The following is a 15,669-nucleotide window of genomic DNA, read 5'->3' on the forward strand; positions in this document are numbered from 1 at the left end:
ATGGAATGGCCACCCGGAGTATGCTAAAAATGCAGCTGCAAGCCTTGAGCTACAAGCCTCAAGAAAAGAGCATCCATGCGCCGAGCTGCTTTCTTGCAGCTTGCCGCTTGCAACTTGCGGCTTCAATCCTACTGGTAGGCGTCTATGGAACAACCCCTGAAGGTGATGGTGATCGACGATTCCCGCACGATCCGCCGCACCGCGCAGATGTTGCTCGGTGAAGCGGGCTGCGAGGTGATCACCGCCAGCGATGGCTTCGATGCCCTGGCCAAGATCGTCGACCATCAGCCCAGCATCATTTTCGTCGATGTGCTGATGCCACGCCTGGACGGCTACCAGACCTGCGCGGTAATCAAGCACAACAGTGCCTTCAAGGACACCCCGGTTATCCTGCTGTCGTCCCGCGATGGCCTGTTCGACAAGGCCCGCGGGCGGGTGGTCGGTTCCGATCAGTTCCTGACCAAACCGTTCAGCAAGGAAGAACTGCTCGACGCGATCCGCGCCCATGTGCCCGGGTTTGCCGCACCTCAACAACACGCACCCTGACCGAGCCCCGCCATGGCGCGGTCCTACTTTCCTGATGGGGAAACAGCATGGCCCGAGTTCTGATTGTCGACGACTCGCCGACAGAGATGTACAGATTGACCGAATGGCTGGAAAAGCACGGCTACCAGGTGCTCAAGGCCAGCAACGGTGCCGACGGCGTGGCCCTGGCCCGGCAGGACAAGCCCGACGCGGTGCTGATGGACATCGTCATGCCTGGCATGAACGGCTTCCAGGCCACCCGCCAGCTCAGCAAGGACCCGGACACCAGCGCTATTCCAGTGATCGTGGTAACCACCAAGGACCAGGAAACCGACCGTATCTGGGCCACGCGCCAGGGTGCCCGTGACTTCCTGACCAAACCGGTGGAAGAGGAGGCGCTGATCGCCAAGCTCAAAGAAGTGCTGGGGGCTTGACCACCCGCCCGCAAGGCGCGTCGCTGACCGCCTTTGAGTTGTTGCTGGACATCGACCGGCGCTGTCGCCTGCTGGTTGCCGACCAGCCGCCGCAGGACAACCGCGTGCAGCAGTGGAGCGGCATTGGCTTTCGCATTGCCGGGCAGTGGTTCGTCGCGCCCATGGGCGAAGTGGCCGAGGTGCTGCGCGAGCCGCGCAGTAGCCGCGTTCCCGGCGTGCAGCCGTGGGTGTGCGGGGTGGCCAACCTGCGTGGCCGGCTGTTGCCGGTGATGGACCTGAGCTGCTTCTTCGGCCTTGGCCACGCCGCACCGGGCAAGCAGCGGCGAGTGCTGGTGCTGGACCACGACGACCTGTTCGTCGGTTTGCTGGTCGACGAGGTGCTGGGCCTTCAGCACTTTGCCCTCGACAGCCTGCAGCTGTCGCCGCCGCAGCCGCTGATCCCTGCCGCTGCACGCTTTGTGCAGGGGTATTTTCCGCGTGAACGTAACTGGGCGATCTTCAGCCCCTTTGCCCTGGCCCAGGCGCCGGGCTTTCTCGATGTGGCGTTATAGGACCTGCGAACGTGAACAAGCCTGCCACCCCCGTCACTGCCACCACCGTGAGCCCACGTACCCGCAGCATCGCGCAGATCACCGTGCTGTTCCTGATCCTGATCCTTTCGATCATCTTGCTGTTCGCCAACTTTGCTTACCTGAATACCCAATCCAACTACGACAAGCAGTACATCGGCCATGCCGGCGAGCTGCGCGTGCTGTCGCAGCGTATCGCCAAGAACGCCACCGAGGCGGCCACCGGCAAGGCCCTGGCCTTCAAGCTGCTGTCGGATGCACGCAATGATTTCGAGCGGCGCTGGGGCTACCTGCGCCAGGGTGACAAGTCCACTGGCCTGCCGCCTGCGCCACCTGCGGTGCGTGACGAGATGGAATCGGTACGCCGCGACTGGGAAAACCTGCGCAAGAACACCGACATCATCCTGGCCAGCGAGCAGACCGTGCTGTCGCTGCACCAGGTGGCAGCGACCCTGGCCGAGACCGTGCCGCAGCTGCAGGTGGAATACGAAAAAGTGGTCGAGATCCTGCTGCAGAGCGGTGCCCCGGCCAATCAGGTTGCGGTGGCCCAGCGCCAGCTGTTGCTGGCCGAACGCATCCTTGGCTCGGTCAACACCGTGCTGGCCGGTGACGACAGCGCCGCCCAGGCGGCCGATGCCTTCGGCCGTGACGCCGGGCGCTTTGGCCAGGTGCTGGAGGGTATGCTCGATGGCAATGCGACAATCCAGATAACCCGCGTCGAGGACGCCGATGCGCGTGCGCGGCTGGCCGAAATTGCCGAGTTGTTCCAGTTCGTTGCCGGCTCGGTGGATGAAATCCTCGAAACCTCGCCCGAACTGTTCCGTGTGCGGGAGGCTGCGGGCAACATCTTCAGCCTTTCGCAAACCCTGCTCGACGAAGCGTCGCACCTGGCGAACGGTTTCGAGAACCTGGCTGGCGGGCGCACCCTCGACACCGTTGGCGGCTATGCCCTGGGGCTGCTGGCGCTGGCCTCGATCATCCTCATCGGTCTGGTCATGGTGCGCACCACCAACCGCCAACTGCGCGAGACCGCAGAAAAGAACGAACGCAACCAGCAGGCCATCATGCGCCTGCTCGACGAAATCGAAGAGCTGGCAGATGGCGACCTGACGGTAACCGTATCGGTGACTGAAGACTTTACCGGCGCCATTGCCGACTCGATCAACTATTCCGTGGACCAGTTGCGCGACCTGGTCGCTACCATCAACCACAGTGCAGTGCAGGTCGCCGCCGCCGTGCAGGACACGCAGAACACTGCGCGGCAACTGGCCAAGGCCTCCGAGCACCAGGCTGCACAGATCAGCGAGGCGTCCGAGGCGGTGGGTGACATGGTCGAGTCGATCGACCGGGTTTCGGCGCATGCCTACGAATCGGCCAAGGTGGCCGAGCGTTCGGTGGCCATTGCCAACAAGGGCAACGAGGTGGTGCACAACACCATCAACGGCATGGACAACATTCGCGAGCAGATCCAGGACACCGCCAAGCGGATCAAGCGCCTGGGCGAGTCCTCCCAGGAAATCGGCGACATCGTCAGCCTGATCGACGACATTGCCGACCAGACCAACATCCTTGCCCTGAACGCCGCCATCCAGGCCTCGCTGGCCGGTGAGGCCGGGCGCGGGTTTGCCGTGGTTGCCGACGAGGTGCAGCGCCTGGCCGAACGCTCATCGTCTGCCACCCGCCAGATCGAGGCGTTGGTGCGTACCATCCAGGCCGATACCAACGAAGCGGTGATCTCCATGGAGCAGACCACCGCCGAAGTGGTGCGTGGCGCACGCCTGGCCCAGGATGCCGGGGTGGCGCTGGCCGAGATCGAAGGGGTATCGCAGAACCTCGCCGACCTTATCCACAGCATCTCCGACGCTGCCCAGTTGCAGACCTCGTCGGCCGGGCAGATCTCCCACACCATGGCGGTGATCCAGCAGATTACCGCGCAAACCTCTGCCGGCTCCGGTGCCACCGCCGACAGCATCCGCCACTTGGCCCGCATGGCCAGCGAGATGCGCCGTTCGGTGTCCGGTTTCACCCTGCCACCACCGACCGAGCCGCGTTAAGGAATAGTGACCATGGCTTCTGCAGTAAGCCCCGAGCGTCACGAAACAGTGGCGCTGGCCTGGACCAAGGCCGCCATCCTCGATTGCCTGGGCCAGGCACGGCAGGCGCTGGAGCGCTTTGCCGGCGAGACGGGCGACCTGTCGATGATGGCTTTCGTGGTCGACAACCTGCACCAGGTGCACGGCTGCCTGCGCATGCTCGAACTGCGCGGCGCCACGCGCCTGGCGGAGGAGCTGGAGCTGTTTGCCAGGGCGTTGGCCGACGGCCAGGTCAGCCCCCGGGGTGATTGCCTGGGCGCATTGTTCCGCGGCCTGGAGCAGTTGCCCTCGTACTTGGAGCGGTTGCGCGGTGCCCGCCACGACCTGCCACTGGTGATGCTGCCGTTGCTCAACCAGCTGCGCGCCTGCCGGGGGAGGAACCGCTGGCCCAGGCCAGCCTGATGACCGGCGCCGCCCAACGCTTTGCGGGTGACGATGACCTTGCCAACCTCGACCTGTCGCTGGGCAACTGGCGTGATCAACTGCAGGCCGGGTCGGGGCGCGATGCGCTGCGTTCGGTGGTGACTGCACTGTGCGATGACTTGATGCGCATCAAGGAGCGCCTGGACCAGTTCGGGCGCGGCGACCGTCAGCACCGCGAACAGCTCGATGCGCTGCTGGCACCGTTGCGCCACGTGGCTGACACCCTGGCGGTACTGGGCTTTCAGCAACCGCGGCGGGTGATCATCGACCAGGTGCTGGCGTTGCAGGCATTGGCTCAGGGCGAGCGGGCGGTGGACGACGCGGTGTTGATGGATGTGGCGGGGGCCCTGCTGTACGTGGAGGCCTCCCTGAACGGCATGGTCGGCCCTTTGGAGGAAAACGGCCAAGGCAGCCTGCCGGGCTCGGACCTGGCCGAGATACGCCAGCTGGTGCTGAATGAATCGCTGAACGTGTTGCAGCAGGCCAAGGATCTGATCGGCGATTACCTGGAGTCCGACTGGCCGCGGCAACGCCTGCAGCCCTTGCCGGGGCTGTTACAGCAGATCCGCGGGGCATTGGCCATGTTGATGCTGCCGGCCGTGGCCGAGCTGTTTGTCGGCTGCGCAAGCTATGTGCAGCGTTGGTTGCAGCACCTGGAGGAAGAGCCGCCGATTGATGAGCTGACGCACTTGGCCGAGGCACTGAGCGCTGCCGAATGCTACCTGCAATGGCGGACGGCAGACCCGCTGGCCGATGGCCAACCCTTTATCGAGATGGCACGGGCCAGCCTGGCGGCGCTGGGTGTGCAGTGCGCGGTGATCGGGGCCAGCCCAGACCAGGACGGCAATGGCGATGGCATCGATGACGAGCTTCGCCAAGTGTTCCTTGACGAGGCGGGCGAACTGCTGCCGGAAATCGAGCGCCACTGGCTGCGCTGGCGTGCCGACAACCAGCAGCGCGAGGCACTGGGCGAAGTGCGTCGCGCGCTGCATACACTCAAAGGCAGCGGCCGCATGGTCCATGCCGAGGCGGTGGCTGAACTGGCCTGGGGCGCCGAGCACCTGCTGAACCGGGTGCTCGAGGGCCGCAGCGTGCTCACCCCGGAAGGGGTTGTAGCGCTGCAGCAGGTGTTCGTTCACCTGCCTGACTTGCTGGCCGACTTTGCCGCCGGCCAGTTGCCGCAACTGACTGAAATCGAGCAATTGGCCGGGCACCTGCACAGCCTGGCCGAAAACGATGCCCCGACGGCTGCCGGTGTCGATGGCCTCGATCCGCAGTTGCTGGGCATTTTTCGTACCGAGGCGCAGGGCCATCTGGCCAGCCTTGAGGTTTATCTGCAAAGCACCGGTGGCCACGACACGCCGGTCAGTGATGACTTGCAGCGTGCCTTGCACACACTCAAAGGCAGTGCCGCCATGGCCGGTGTGATGCCGGTGGCCGAACTGGCCACTGCCTTCGACCGCCTGGCCCGTGAGTACAAGGGCCATCAACTGCCACTGCAAATGGCCGAAATGGAATGGCTGGAGGCTGCGCGGTCGTTGTTCCATCTGGGCTTGGCGCAACTCGATAGCACGCCCCTGGCCGCCATCCCCGGTGCCGCGGAACTGATCGAGCAGGTTGGCCAGGCCGTGGACCGCCGCCTGGCCAGCCTGCATGAAGACCCGCACCATGCCGGCCGCAGCAAGCGTGATCCGCAGTTGGTCGCCAGCTTCCTGGCCCAGGCCATGGACATCCTGCTCGATGCAGAGACGTTGTTGTCGCGCTGGCAGCAACAGCCCGCCCAGCGCGACGCACTGGATAACCTGCTCGACCAGATGACCACCCTGGGGCACGCCGCGCACCTGGCCGACCTGTGGCAGATGGATGACGTGTGCGAGGCGTTGCTGGACCTGTATGGCGCTGTGGAGGAGGGCAGCCTGCCTGCCGATGCCCGCTTCTTCAGCCAGGCGCAGCGGGCCCATGAAGCCTTGCTGGACATGCTGGACGAAGTGGCGGCCGGGCAGGATATTCCACCGCGCCCGGAGCTGGTCGACAGCCTGCGCAACCTGCTGGACCAGGCCTTGGCGCCAGATGCCACCGGCCTGGTGGGCATCGATACGGTCACACCACTGCACCCGGACATGGACCTGTCCGATACCTTGGGGTTGCCACGCCCGCCGTTGCAACCGCAGGTGGCCGAGCCGCTTGCCGAGGAGCCGGAAAGCCCCGGCGAAGAGCTGCTGGAAGTGTTCCTGGAAGAAAGCTCGGACATCGTCGAGAGCGCCGCGGCGGCCCTGGCGCGCTGGCAGGCCGACCCGCGCAGCAGCGTCGAGGTGGACAACCTGATGCGCGACCTGCACACCCTCAAGGGCGTGGCGCGCATGGTCGAAATTACCCCGATCGGCGACCTGGCCCACGAACTGGAGTTCCTCTATGAGCTGTTGGCTGCGGGTAGATTGCCGCCAAGCGCGCCACTGTTCGCACTGCTGCAGAACTGCCACGACCGGCTGGCGCATATGCTTGACGCCGTGCGCCTGGGGCAGCCGCTGCATGCCGCTACAGCGCTGATCGACTACATTCGCAACTTCAGCAGCGCCGCACTGACAGACAGTGCCGCGGGCCAGGGGCCGCCAGAAGCTGCAACTGCCGAAGTACCGGCAGCAGCGCCAGAGCGGGCACCAGGTGACATGGTCAAGGTCGACGCCGAGCTGCTCGACGACCTGGGTAACCTGGCCGGCGAGCACTCGATCATCCGGGGGCGCATCGAGCAGCAGGTCAACGATGCGCAGTTCGCCCTCAACGAGATGGAGACCACACTCGAGCGCATGCGTGATCAGTTGCTGCGTCTGGATGTCGAGACCCAGGGGCGAATCTCCAGCCGGCAGCAGTTCGAAGGCGATGCCTATGACGACTTCGACCCGCTGGAAATGGACCGCCATTCCCAGCTGCAGCAGCTGTCACGGGCCCTCTTCGAGTCTGCCTCGGACCTGCTGGACCTGAAGGAAACCCTGGCTCAGCGTGCTCAGGAGGCCTACAGCCTGCTGCAACAGCAGGCGCGGGTGAACAGCCAGTTGCAGGAGGGCCTGACTGCCACCCTGATGGTGCCGTTCGAGCGCCTGGTGCCGCGCTTGCAGCGCGTGGTGCGGCAGGTGGCCAGCGAGCTGGGCAAGCAGGTGGAACTGGTGGTTGGCAATGCCGAGGGCGAACTGGACCGCAGCGTGCTGGAACGTATGGTGGCGCCGCTGGAGCATATGCTGCGCAACGCCGTTGACCACGGCCTGGAAAGCCGCGCAATGCGCCTGGCCGCCGGCAAGCCGGAGCAGGGCACCATTCACTTGAATTTGCTGCATGAGGGCGCCGATATCGTCATCGAAATGACGGATGATGGTGCTGGCGTGCCACTGGAAGCGGTGCGGCGCAAGGCCATCAAGCGCGGCCTGCTGGACCCGCAGGCGCAGTTGAGTGACCACGAGATCCTGCAGTTCATCCTGCGGCCAGGCTTTTCCACCGCCGAAAAGATTACACAGATTTCCGGGCGTGGGCTGGGCATGGATGTGGTGCACGAGGAGGTCAAGCAACTGGGTGGCTCGATGAGTATCGAGTCGGCGCAGGGCAAGGGGGCGCGTTTCCTGATCCGCCTGCCGTTCACCGTGTCGATCAACCGTGCGCTGATGGTGCACCTGGGCGAAGAGCAATACGCCATTCCGCTCAATACCATCGAGGGCATCGTCCGCGTGCCACCTGCCGAGCTTGCGGCGTGCTACCAGCTGGACTCGCCGCGCTATGTCTATGCCGGCCACGAATACGAGCTGCGCTATCTGGGCGAGTTGCTGCAAGGCCTGCCGCGCCCCGCGCTGCTGGGGCAGAGCGTGCCGTTGCCGGTGCTGCTGGTGCATTCCAAGGAGCAGTCGTTCGCCATCCAGGCCGACAGCCTGTCGCCCAGCCGCGAGATCGTGGTGAAAAGCCTGGGGCCGCAGTTTGCCGCGGTTGCCGGGTTATCGGGGGCGACACTGCTGGGCGATGGCCGGGTGGTGCTGATTCTTGACCTGCTGGGCCAGCTGCGCGGCCAGCAGCGACGGCTGGCCCGCTTGCCTGGTGGCGGTAGCCAACGCCAGTTGCTTGGCCCGGCACCGCGCCGTGCCTTGCTGGTGATGGTGGTGGACGATTCGGTAACCGTACGCAAGGTAACCAGCCGCCTGCTGGAGCGCCACGGCATGAGCGTGCTCACGGCCAAGGATGGCGTCGATGCCATGGCCCTGCTGGAAGAGCACCGGCCCGACGTGTTGTTGCTGGACATCGAGATGCCGCGGATGGACGGCTTCGAGGTGGCCACACGCATCCGCCGTGACGCACGGCTGAAAGACTTGCCGATCATCATGATCACCTCGCGCACCGGCCAGAAGCACCGGGACCGCGCCATGGCCATCGGCGTCAACGAATACCTGGGCAAGCCGTACCAGGAATCGCTGCTGTTGCAGAGCATCGCCCATTGGAGCCAGGCCCATGCTTGAACTGATTTCCGGCCAGCGCAGCAGCCTGACCGGGCTGTTGCTGCCGTTGGGCGACCGCACGCTGGTGTTGCCCAACGTGGCGGTGGCCGAGTTGAGCGGGCAGCGTAACCTGGTGTGCCAGCACGGCGACCCCGCCTGGCACCTGGGGTGGATCGACTGGCGTCAGCAACGCCTGCCGTTGATCGGTTTCGAGGCCGCATGCGGTGGTGAGACACCGTGCGGGGAGCGGGCTCGCGTGGTGGTGCTCAATGCGTTGGGCGATACCGGTTTGCGCTACCTGGCGCTGTTGCTGCAGGACATTCCGCGCTCGTGCAAGCTCGACAGTCAGCTTAACTACGTGGATGTGGCGCTGGGCAGGTTGGAGCTGGCGGCGGTGCAGGTGGGTGAGCAGGTGGCGCGGGTGCCGGACCTGGTCGCATTGGAAAGGCTGGTGCGTGACGCGGATCTGCAACCTGACCTTGGTTAGGATGTGAGGCGCAGGGCCTCTTCGCGGGTAAACCCGCTCCTACAATGGCTGCGCGCTCCGTTGTAGGAGCGGGTTTACCCGCGAAGGGGTCATCAGCATCACAACAGGAACCCAGCCCACCTCAGGAGGTCTGTGTTTGCATGTATTACGGTGAACGCTTCAACGCCTGGACCCACCTGGTCGGTGCCGTCCTCGCTGCTATTGGTGCCATCTGGCTGATCGTGGCTGCGGGCCTGCAAGGCGACCCGTGGAAGATCGTCAGCTTCTCCATCTACGGCGGCACGCTGCTGTTGCTGTACAGCATTTCCACCCTGTACCACAGCACCCGTGGGCGGGCGAAAGTGATCATGCGCAAGCTCGACCACCTGTCGATCTATCTGCTGATTGCCGGCAGCTACACGCCGTTTTGCCTGGTCAGCCTGCGCGGCCCTTGGGGATGGAGCCTGTTCGGCGTGGTCTGGGGGCTGGCGATCATCGGCATGTTGCAAGAGATCAAGCCGCGCTCCGAGGCGCGGATCCTTTCGATCATCATCTATGCGGTAATGGGCTGGATCGTGCTGGTGGCAGTCAAGCCGCTGCTGAACTCGCTGGGCACTGCAGGCTTCGCCTGGCTGGCTGCCGGCGGCGTGTTCTACACCGTCGGCATCATTTTCTTCGCCTTCGACAGCCGTTTCCGCCACTGGCATGGCATCTGGCACCTGTTCGTCATCGCTGGCAGCCTGATGCACTTCGTGGCGGTGTCGCTCTACGTGCGCTAGTTAAAAGTCGCCCCACAACTGCTGTGCCACCGACAGCGCCACCACCGGCGCGGTCTCGGTGCGCAGCACGCGCGGGCCAAGGCGTGCTGCGTGGAAGCCGGCGGCTTTGGCCTGCTCGACCTCGGCTTCGCTAAGGCCGCCTTCGGGGCCGATCACGAAGGCCAGGGTGGCGGGCTTTTCATGGCTGGTGAGCGGCTCGGCCACCGGGTGCAGGACCAGCTTCAGGTCAGCCTTGGTGCTGCTCAACCATTCGGCCAGGGTCACGGGTGGATGGATGACGGGCAAGGTAGAACGCCCGCATTGTTCACAGGCGCTGATCGCCACTTGGCGCCAGTGGGCCAGGCGCTTGTCGGCGCGCTCGTCTTTCAGGCGCACTTCGCAGCGCTCGCTGACGATCGGGGTGATTTCGTTGGCACCAAGCTCGGTGGCCTTCTGGATCGCCCAGTCCATGCGCTCGCCACGGGAAAGGCCCTGGCCCAGGTGCACATGCAGCGGTGAATCGGCCTGGCCGGCAAAGGCCTGGTCAAGGCTGACGCGGACAGTTTTCTTGCCCACCTCGAGCAACTGACCACGGTATTCCTGGCCGCTGCCATCGAACAGCTGCACGGCGTCGCCGGGTGCCATGCGCAGCACGCGGCCAATGTAATGGGCCTGGGCCTCGGGCAGGTCGTGCTCGCCAAGGCTCAGGGGGGCGTCGATGAAGAAGCGGGACAGTCTCATGGGTTTGCTCGGTAAATAGAGAGACGCAGATCCCCTGTGGGAGCGGGCGTGCCCGCGAATCAGGCGCCGCGGTGCCTGGCAAGGGCTTCGCCCTTGTTCGCGGGCTCGCCCGCTCCCACAGGAAAAGTGGTGTGGCGAATTGCCGGGCCTAGCCCGGGTCGCGGAAGTCGGGGTGGAAGTTGGCCGGCACTGCGACACTGACGCTGTCGCGGGTGGCGATATCGATGCCTTCGCTGGCCACTTCGGCAAGGAAGTCGATCTGCTCGGGGGTGATCACGTACGGCGGCAGGAAGTACACCACGCTGCCCAGCGGTCGCAGCAGGGCGCCGCGGGTCAGGGCGTGCTCGAACACCTTCAGGCCACGGCGCTCCTGCCATGGGTAGGCAACCTTGCCTGCCTTGTCTTGAACCATTTCGATGGCCAGGGCCATGCCAGTCTGGCGTATTTCGGCAACATGAGCATGATCGGCCAAATGTGCAGTGGCTGTGGCCATGCGCGTGGCCAGGACCTTGTTGGCCTCGATCACGTTGTCCTGCTCGAAGATATCCAGGGTCGCCAGCGCTGCAGCGCACGCCAGCGGGTTGCCGGTGTAGCTGTGCGAGTGCAGGAACGCGCGCAGTGTCGGGTAGTCGTCGTAGAACGCCTGGTACACCTTGTCGGTGGTCAGGCAGGCGGCCAGCGGCAGGTAGCCGCCGGTCAGGGCCTTGGACAGGCACAGGAAATCCGGGCGGATGCCGGCTTGCTCGCAGGCGAACATCGTGCCGGTGCGGCCGAAGCCCACGGCGATCTCGTCGTGGATAAGGTGCACGTCGTAACGGTCGCAGGCCTCGCGCAACAACTTGAGGTACACCGGGTGGTACATGCGCATGCCACCGGCACCCTGGATCAGCGGCTCGACGATCACGGCGCTGATCGAGGCGTGGTGTTCGGCCAGGGTCTGCTCCATGGCCTGGAACATGTTGCGCGAGTGCTCCTCCCAGCTCATGCCCTCGGGGCGCAGGTAGCAGTCAGGGCTTGGCACCTTGAGAGTGTCGAGCAGCAGCGCCTTGTAGGTTTCGGTGAACAGCGGCACATCACCCACCGACATGGCGGCAATGGTTTCGCCGTGATAGCTGTTGGTCAGGGTGACGAAGCGCTTCTTGTCCGGTTTGCCGATGTTCTGCCAGTAGTGGAAGCTCATCTTCAGCGCCACCTCGATGCACGACGAGCCATTGTCGGCATAGAACACCCGGTCGAGACCGGCCGGGGTCATGGCGACCAGGCGCTCGGACAGCTCGATCACTGGCTGATGACTGAAACCGGCCAGGATCACGTGCTCGAGCTGGTCGACCTGGTCCTTGATGCGCTGGTTGATGCGCGGGTTGGCATGGCCGAAGACGTTGACCCACCAACTGCTCACCGCATCCAGATAGCGTTTGCCCTCGAAGTCTTCCAGCCACACGCCTTCGCCGCGCTTGATCGGGATCAGCGGCAGCTGCTCGTGGTCTTTCATCTGGGTACAGGGGTGCCACAGGACCTTGAGGTCGCGTTGCATCCACTGATCATTGAGGCCCATGGGCACTTCTCCTGGCTTTGCGGCGTGGTTCGACCGCGTAAGCCTAAGCAATGCCGCAGGGCAGGACAACCGCTGCCGTTCAATGGCGGTGGGTGCCGGTCCATTCGAGCCTGCTGCCATGCACAGAGCAAAGCCCTGCAGGATGTGTTGCCGGAGTGAAGGCTCAGGCCTGAGGCTGCGCGAAGTCACCAGGCTCATGCAGAGGTCCCTGCTACTGTGTGGCATAGCTACCGACAAAAATATGAGCTGCCAAAAGGACTTGATGTCACTGCGCTGGCAGGGTGCTCGGACCTGACGTATTCTTAACGCATCTTCCTGGGGCATTCCTGCCTCTCCCCGTTTCTGTAACCTCTGACTCGGAGTTCGCCGACATGGCTGCTGCTTGGGTGCGCCTGTGCGCGTTGGTATTGATTGGTGTGTCCAGCGGCGCTGCGCTGGCAAAAGACAAGACGCCCACGGCGATTGTCGTGGGGGGTGGCCTGGCAGGCCTGACGGCAGCCTACGAGCTGCAGAACAAAGGCTGGCAGGTGACCCTGCTGGAGGCCAAGGCGGGCATGGGCGGGCGTTCGGGCCTGGCCACCAGCGAGTGGATCGGCAACGCCAAGGCACAGCCGGTGCTCAACCAGTACCTCGACCGTTTCAAGCTTGAAACACTGTCGGCGCCCGAGTTCGTGCGTACCCCGGGTTACCTGATCGACGGCGAGTACTTCAGCGCCAGCGACCTGGCCACCAAGCAACCGGCCACTGCCGAGGCGCTCAAGCGTTACGAGAAAACCCTCGATGACCTGGCCCGCTCGATCGATGACCCGCTGAACCCGCAGGCAACCAGCACGCTGTTCGCCCTCGACCAGATCAACGTATCCACCTGGCTGGACAAACTGCAACTGCCGGCCACCGCCCGTCAGTTGATCAATCAGCAGATCCGCACCCGTTACGATGAACCGTCGCGCCTGTCGCTGCTGTACTTCGCCCAGCAGAACCGCGTCTACCGCGGCGTCAGCGACCGCGACCTGCGCGCTGCGCGCCTGCCCGGTGGCAGCCCGGTGCTGGCCCAGGCTTTCGTCAAGCAGCTGAAAACCATCAAGACCAACTCGCCGGTTACCGCCATTGTCCAGGACAAGGATGGTGTCACGGTAAAAGTCGGCAGCGTCGGCTACAAGGCGGACTATCTGGTCATGGCTGTGCCCCTGCGCGCGCTGGCCAAGATTCAGATGACCCCTGGCCTGGACAGCCAGCACCTGGCGGCGCTCAAGGGCACCAACTATGGTTGGCGCGACCAGATCATGCTCAAGTTCAAGAAACCCGTATGGGAAAGCCGTGCACGCATGTCGGGCGAAATCTACAGTAACGCCGGCCTCGGCATGCTGTGGGTCGAGCCGGCGCTCAAGGGTGGTGCCAATGTGGTGATCAACCTGTCCGGCGACAACGCACGCCTGCTGCAGGCCTTTGGTGAAAAGCAGATGGTCGACCAGGTGCTGATCCGTCTGCATGCGTTCTACCCCCAAGCCCGTGGCGCGTTCACCGGTTACGAGGTCAAGCGATACAGTGCTGATGCTGGCACGGGTGGTGCCTACCTGGCCTACGGCCCAGGGCAGATCAGTAAATACTGGCGCCTGTGGGAACGTCCGGTGCAGCGCATGACCTTTGCCGGTGAGCACACGGATGCCCTGTACCCGGGCACCCTGGAAGGCGCCCTGCGCAGTGGCCAGCGTGCGGCCAGCCAGGCACAGGACCTGTTGGCCGGCAAGTCGTTCGACCCGGCCAAGGCGCTGCCGGTTGCGGCGGCGGCAGGTGCGGCGGCCGCCAAGGAGAGCAAGGGCGGCTTCTTCTCCAATATGTTCGGCGGTTCGTCCGACAAGGGCGACAAAGCTGACAAGGCGCCGGCCAAAGCTGAGCCTAAGCAGGCCGAAGAGGCCAAGCAGGACACGCAGGACAAGCCAGGCTTCTTCAAGCGCCTGTTTGGCGGGGCGCAAGCGCCAGAGGCGAAGGTTGAGCCAATTGCCAAGGCTGAGGAAGTGGCGCCTGCACCTGCGCCCGCTCCACAGGCAGCTCCGGCTCCTGCAGCACCTGCGCCTGTGGCCAAGGAAACGGCTGCCAAGCCTGCGGCAACCAAAGCCGCTCCCGCCAAGCATGCGCCCGCGCACAAGCCAGCCCACAAGCCTGCCGAGACGAAGAAGGCGACAGCCAAGTCGGAGCCTGCGAAGAAGGCTGTAACCAATACCCAGGCCAAGGCGGGCTGATCGATCGACAGTGCCGGCCTGTTCGCCTGAGGGCCGGCACTGCAACCCCAACTCTCCTACTATCGTTAATGTTTTCTTAATGGTCAGCTAACACAATAAATATCGGATTCCTCGATAATCCGAAGCAATTTTTTCCGCTTTTCTTCGATACGTTACGCGTTAGTCTGTGCATAGCTTTCACGGGGAAACACGCAACATGCAACTGCGCAATTCACCTTCTCGCTACGGCGTGGTCAGCATCATCCTGCACTGGGGCGTGGCGCTGGCAGTTTTCGGCCTGTTCGGCCTGGGCTTGTGGATGGTCGGCCTCGACTACTACAGCCCTTGGCGCAAAGCTGGCCCGGACCTGCACAAGAGCATCGGCCTGGTGCTGCTGGCGGTGATGCTGCTGCGGGTAGTCTGGCGTTTCATCAGCCCGCCACCACCGGCACCAACCAACCATGGTGCGGTCACACGCCTGGCGGCCAAGCTGGGCCACCTGGCCCTGTACCTTGGGCTGTTTGCGGTGATGGTTGCCGGTTACCTGATTTCCACCGCCGACGGCGTCGGCATTCCGGTGTTCGGCCTGTTCGAAGTGCCGGCACTGATCAGCGACCTGCCTGACCAGGCAGATGTGGCGGGTGTGGTTCATTTGTGGCTGGCTTGGGGGCTGGTGATTTTTGCCGTGCTGCATGCCCTTGCCGCGCTCAAGCATCATTTCATCGACCGTGACGCGACCCTGACTCGCATGCTGGGCCGCAAAGCTTGACTCTCAACCTCAATTACACAGGAAGGAACAGGATGTTGAAAAAGACTTTTGCCGCTCTGGCGCTCGGTACCGCTCTGCTCTCTGCTGGCCAGGCCATGGCTGCCGAGTACAAGATCGACAAGGAAGGCCAGCACGCGTTCGTTGACTGGAAAATCAGCCACCTGGGCTACAGCTTCATCCACGGTACTTTCAAGGATTTCGACGGCAGCTTCACCTGGGACAGTGCCAAGCCTGAAGCCAGCAAGATCAGCGTCGACTTGAAAACTGCCAGCCTGTGGTCGAACCACGCCGAGCGTGACAAGCACATCGCCAGCGCCGATTTCCTCGACGTGAAGAAGTACCCGGACGCCAAATTCGTCTCCACCAGCGTCAAGTCGACTGGCGACAAGACGGCTGACGTGACTGGCGACCTGACCATGCACGGTGTCACCAAACCGGTGACGTTCAAGGCTACCTTCAACGGTGAAGGCAAGGACCCATGGGGTGGTGAGCGCGCAGGCTTCAACGCCACCACGACGCTGAACCTGAACGACTTCGGCATCAAAGGCCCAGGTGCTACCTCGCAGACCCTGGACCTGGATATCAGTGTCGAAGGTGTGAAGCAGAAGTAATTTCTGCCAGCTGAAAACCGAGGGGGCCGCTTTGCGG

11 protein-coding genes and 1 pseudogene are annotated in these 15,669 nt (G+C 64.0%); 10 read left to right on the forward strand and 2 right to left on the reverse strand.

Going from position 1 to position 15,669, the window contains the following annotated elements; all coding sequences use genetic code 11:
• Window positions 1–144 precede the first annotated feature (144 nt).
• The 7 genes and pseudogenes from C4Q27_RS13955 to C4Q27_RS13985 all read left to right on the forward strand — a co-directional run bounded on the left by C4Q27_RS13955 (window position 145) and on the right by C4Q27_RS13985 (window position 9,758).
• A complete protein-coding gene (locus tag C4Q27_RS13955; protein ID WP_010955560.1) occupies window positions 145–546 on the forward strand; it encodes a PleD family two-component system response regulator in 402 nt (133 codons plus the stop codon).
• Window positions 547–593: 47 nt separating this feature from the next.
• The gene (pilH, locus tag C4Q27_RS13960) at window positions 594–959 is read left to right on the forward strand and encodes a twitching motility response regulator PilH (protein WP_003249327.1); all 366 of its coding nucleotides are present in this window, start codon (window positions 594–596) and stop codon (window positions 957–959) included.
• Entirely contained in the window at window positions 956–1,510 is a 555-nt protein-coding gene (locus C4Q27_RS13965) for a chemotaxis protein CheW (RefSeq protein WP_010955559.1), read from the forward strand. The genes pilH and C4Q27_RS13965 overlap by 4 nt, the downstream gene beginning before the upstream one ends.
• Before the next feature lie 47 nt (window positions 1,511–1,557).
• Complete coding sequence (locus C4Q27_RS13970) at window positions 1,558–3,582, forward strand: methyl-accepting chemotaxis protein (protein WP_231114307.1); 2,025 nt, start codon at window positions 1,558–1,560, stop codon at window positions 3,580–3,582.
• 12 nt (window positions 3,583–3,594) lie between these two features.
• Window positions 3,595–8,534, forward strand: a pseudogene (locus C4Q27_RS13975) (Hpt domain-containing protein).
• Window positions 8,527–9,000 (forward strand): chemotaxis protein CheW, encoded by a 474-nt coding sequence (locus tag C4Q27_RS13980; protein ID WP_003249336.1) that lies wholly within the window; start codon window positions 8,527–8,529, stop codon window positions 8,998–9,000. The pseudogene C4Q27_RS13975 and the gene C4Q27_RS13980 overlap by 8 nt, the downstream one beginning before the upstream one ends.
• A 140-nt stretch (window positions 9,001–9,140) precedes the next feature.
• A complete protein-coding gene (locus C4Q27_RS13985; protein WP_010955556.1) occupies window positions 9,141–9,758 on the forward strand; it encodes a hemolysin III family protein in 618 nt (205 codons plus the stop codon).
• Here C4Q27_RS13985 and C4Q27_RS13990 read toward each other — a convergent pair whose 3' ends face one another.
• Entirely contained in the window at window positions 9,759–10,478 is a 720-nt protein-coding gene (locus tag C4Q27_RS13990) for a 16S rRNA (uracil(1498)-N(3))-methyltransferase (protein WP_019436737.1), read from the reverse strand. It abuts the gene before it with no gap.
• A 148-nt stretch (window positions 10,479–10,626) separates the two neighbouring features.
• Window positions 10,627–12,033 carry an adenosylmethionine--8-amino-7-oxononanoate transaminase gene (locus C4Q27_RS13995; protein ID WP_104886968.1) on the reverse strand — a complete coding sequence of 469 codons (1,407 nt, stop codon included), beginning with the start codon at window positions 12,031–12,033 and terminating at the stop codon, window positions 10,627–10,629.
• A 371-nt stretch (window positions 12,034–12,404) separates the two neighbouring features.
• Here C4Q27_RS13995 and C4Q27_RS14000 point away from each other — a divergent pair, with 371 nt between their 5' ends.
• The 3 genes from C4Q27_RS14000 to C4Q27_RS14010 all read left to right on the forward strand — a co-directional run bounded on the left by C4Q27_RS14000 (window position 12,405) and on the right by C4Q27_RS14010 (window position 15,632).
• Entirely contained in the window at window positions 12,405–14,273 is a 1,869-nt protein-coding gene (locus tag C4Q27_RS14000; protein ID WP_064492984.1) for a flavin monoamine oxidase family protein, read from the forward strand.
• 196 nt (window positions 14,274–14,469) lie between these two features.
• Complete coding sequence (locus tag C4Q27_RS14005) at window positions 14,470–15,021, forward strand: cytochrome b (RefSeq protein WP_010955552.1); 552 nt, start codon at window positions 14,470–14,472, stop codon at window positions 15,019–15,021.
• A gap of 32 nt (window positions 15,022–15,053) precedes the next feature.
• Window positions 15,054–15,632, forward strand: a complete 579-nt coding sequence (locus tag C4Q27_RS14010) for a YceI family protein (protein WP_020191536.1) — start codon at window positions 15,054–15,056, stop codon at window positions 15,630–15,632.
• The last annotated feature ends 37 nt before the right edge of the window (window positions 15,633–15,669 follow it).

The organism is Pseudomonas sp. SWI36 (assembly GCF_002948105.1).
In the GTDB taxonomy this organism is placed as follows: domain Bacteria; phylum Pseudomonadota; class Gammaproteobacteria; order Pseudomonadales; family Pseudomonadaceae; genus Aquipseudomonas; species Aquipseudomonas alloputida.

Excerpts from the sequence above, each read along its gene's own strand:
- C4Q27_RS13990 (WP_019436737.1), bottom strand. The coding sequence starts at position 10,478 with ATGAGACTGTCCCGCTTCTTCATCGACGCCCCCCTGAGCCTTGGCGAG.
- C4Q27_RS14010 (WP_020191536.1), top strand. The coding sequence starts at position 15,054 with ATGTTGAAAAAGACTTTTGCCGCTCTGGCGCTCGGTACCGCTCTGCTC.
- C4Q27_RS13995 (WP_104886968.1), bottom strand. The coding sequence starts at position 12,033 with ATGGGCCTCAATGATCAGTGGATGCAACGCGACCTCAAGGTCCTGTGG.
- pilH (WP_003249327.1), top strand. The coding sequence starts at position 594 with ATGGCCCGAGTTCTGATTGTCGACGACTCGCCGACAGAGATGTACAGA.
- C4Q27_RS14005 (WP_010955552.1), top strand. The coding sequence starts at position 14,470 with ATGCAACTGCGCAATTCACCTTCTCGCTACGGCGTGGTCAGCATCATC.
- C4Q27_RS13955 (WP_010955560.1), top strand. The coding sequence starts at position 145 with ATGGAACAACCCCTGAAGGTGATGGTGATCGACGATTCCCGCACGATC.
- C4Q27_RS13980 (WP_003249336.1), top strand. The coding sequence starts at position 8,527 with ATGCTTGAACTGATTTCCGGCCAGCGCAGCAGCCTGACCGGGCTGTTG.
- C4Q27_RS13985 (WP_010955556.1), top strand. The coding sequence starts at position 9,141 with ATGTATTACGGTGAACGCTTCAACGCCTGGACCCACCTGGTCGGTGCC.
- C4Q27_RS14000 (WP_064492984.1), top strand. The coding sequence starts at position 12,405 with ATGGCTGCTGCTTGGGTGCGCCTGTGCGCGTTGGTATTGATTGGTGTG.